1 protein-coding gene is annotated in these 2,061 nt (G+C 37.8%); it reads right to left on the bottom strand.

What is annotated here, in order from left to right; all coding sequences use genetic code 11:
- Nucleotides 1-1,035: 1,035 nt before the first annotated feature.
- Nucleotides 1,036-1,968 (bottom strand): exopolyphosphatase, encoded by a 933-nt coding sequence (locus H5072_RS17885; protein WP_182694320.1) that lies wholly within the window; start codon nucleotides 1,966-1,968, stop codon nucleotides 1,036-1,038.
- Nucleotides 1,969-2,061 lie beyond the last annotated feature (93 nt).

Below are 2,061 nucleotides of genomic sequence, written 5' to 3' on the forward strand. Positions count from 1 at the left end.
AAAGTGAATATTAATATTAAAAAAATAAGTTTTTATGCTTGAAAGTTATCATCATTCATTTAAATTTTAACGAAAAAATATTGTATTAATTCTCACGCGGCACCTCTTGAATGAAGGCTTAACTTAATCGATTAAGTCGTTAAGAAGGAAGTTATAATACTTTTTATGCTAACGCTTATGCATTAGAAGAATGAATACCGATTAAAGGATCCCGTGTTGTTATTTTTCGATGAGTCAAAAAGCGATGCCTACCCATAAAATACTGTTGCTTCGAGGCTTGAGGAGCTTTCCTGCTAAGGTTTTAATCTGCAGCATGACGCCAATTAACTCGAAGTGCCCCACTTAGTAAATTAAGTCGCACTAGGTAATTTATCGAACACTACTGCTGAGTTTTTATATCCCAGACATTTTCTTGGCCGAAAGTTAAGGTCTCGTTGAGCGCCAGCAATTTGCTTTGCTGCGATAGGGATCCGTTAGAGTTTTTACTTACCTTAAGTTTTTAATATGGGTTTTATTTGGCGAGGGGGGGGCAGTTTTTTAGTTTGTTTGTTACCAGCCATGGTCACAGAATTTACTGGTATTACCTACTGTGATCGTGAGGAAATGATGACGGTAGTATCTTAAGATGCAATCATCGCCCGACTATCCCAGCAGAGCTTTTAGCAGTCACTTTGCGTATCGGATACATTTTTCTTCGACGTTAAATCATACTAACTATGCCCTTCTACCTTGCTCGCCAAACACTAGGTACACATACTAGCCACTGTTAAAAAATTATTTTTAACAGTGGCTAGTCGGCACTCAATACTAACACTATTGGTGATAATAACGTGCTTTGCTAGGCTACCTTTCGCCACGTAATCTATCGCGCTGCATGAAAACATAAATCAACTTATGGTTGAAAGTATGATCAATAATTTTACCCACACCCGGAATGAATTCAGGATCCTAACTTTGGTTCAACCCAAACTCAACTGAGGCTATAGTCAATACTAATACACTATATTTCGCTGCTAGGTAGATAACAGCTTACAACTAACCATCACTTGTAATTTTATCAATCAATTCGCTAAGTACAGCTTCAGCTTTACTTGTTTCTACTTGGCAAGTACCTGCATTTAAATGGCCGCCGCCGCCGTATTTAAGGCACAGTTCGCCAACATTGGTGTTTGAACTGCGGTTAGTTATTGATTTACCTATGGCATACACTACATTTTGCTTTTTAAGGCCCCACATTTTATGAATCGAGATATTGCAGTCGGGGTACATGGCATAAATAACAAATCGGTTTGTGGCGTAAATTGTTTCTTCCTGAGTTAAATCAAGGACTACTAAGTTTTTATGAACGGTAGCGCATTGAGAAATTTGCTCTTTGGCTTTTTCGTTATGCTCGTTATATAAAGCAACACGTTCGGCTACGTCTTCCATTTGTAGGATTTCTTCGATGCTCTGATCTTTACACGCATCAATCAGTTTCATCATTAATTGGTAATTTGAAATTTTAAACTCGCGAAAACGGCCAAGTCCAGTTCGCACATCCATAATAAAGTTCATTAATACCCAATCGGTTGGGTTTAATATTTCGTCTTTTGAAAACTGAGCAGCATCGCCTTTGTCTACCGCGTCCATCATTTCAACAGAAATATTTGGAAGTTTTTCAGCGCCGCCATAATAGTCATAAACTACGCGAGCTGCTGATGGGGCTTTTGGGTCAATAATATGGTTTTTTATGTCGCTTGAGTTGCGAACGGTTTCGCTAAGGTGATGATCGAATGCTATATGACAGCCTGCAACGTAGGGGAGGTTGGTCGTAATGTCGTTTTCGGTAATGTCTATTTTGCCATCTTGCATGTCTTTTGGATGAACAAATAAAATATCGTCAATTAGGTCTAAGTCTTTGAGCAATACGGCACAAACTAAGCCATCAAAATCGCTGCGAGTGACTAGTCTAAATTTATTATTGGGCATAGCTATTCCATTTTTTTAATTGAATTATCAATTAAGTGTAACAGCTAAAATTTTTTTTGAGAGGTCAGCTTAAAAAAATTATAAAAAAAAGCC

This window comes from Pseudoalteromonas sp. SR45-5 (genome assembly GCF_014163565.1).
GTDB classification, from domain to species: domain Bacteria; phylum Pseudomonadota; class Gammaproteobacteria; order Enterobacterales; family Alteromonadaceae; genus Pseudoalteromonas; species Pseudoalteromonas distincta.